At 57.3% G+C, this 234-nt stretch carries 1 protein-coding gene; it reads right to left on the bottom strand.

Annotation, left to right across the window (positions count from 1 at the left end; translation table 11 throughout):
• On the bottom strand, positions 1–234 hold a 234-nt coding region (locus QP437_RS10460; protein ID WP_336620765.1), incomplete at both ends, for a putative PEP-binding protein.

Below are 234 nucleotides of genomic sequence, written 5' to 3'. Positions count from 1 at the left end.
GGTCGCGGAGGATCTCTTTACGATCCATCGCGATACGCACGGCACGCCAGCCGAGGAACGGGTTCTCTTCTTTCGGGAAGTTCATGTACGGCAGCTCTTTATCGCCGCCGATGTCCATGGTGCGAACGATAACGGCCTGTGAGCCGCACGCTTCAGCCACCGCTTTATAGGCTGCGAACTGTTCTTCCTCAGTCGGCAGAGAATCGCGGTCCATGAACAGGAATTCGGTACGGT

The sequence above is a fragment of the Haemophilus sp. UMB1048 genome, from assembly GCF_030218125.1.
In the GTDB taxonomy this organism is placed as follows: domain Bacteria; phylum Pseudomonadota; class Gammaproteobacteria; order Enterobacterales; family Pasteurellaceae; genus Haemophilus_D.
The sequence above is the reverse complement of the archived record's forward strand: the minus strand, read 5'-3'. Positions and strand labels throughout refer to the sequence as shown.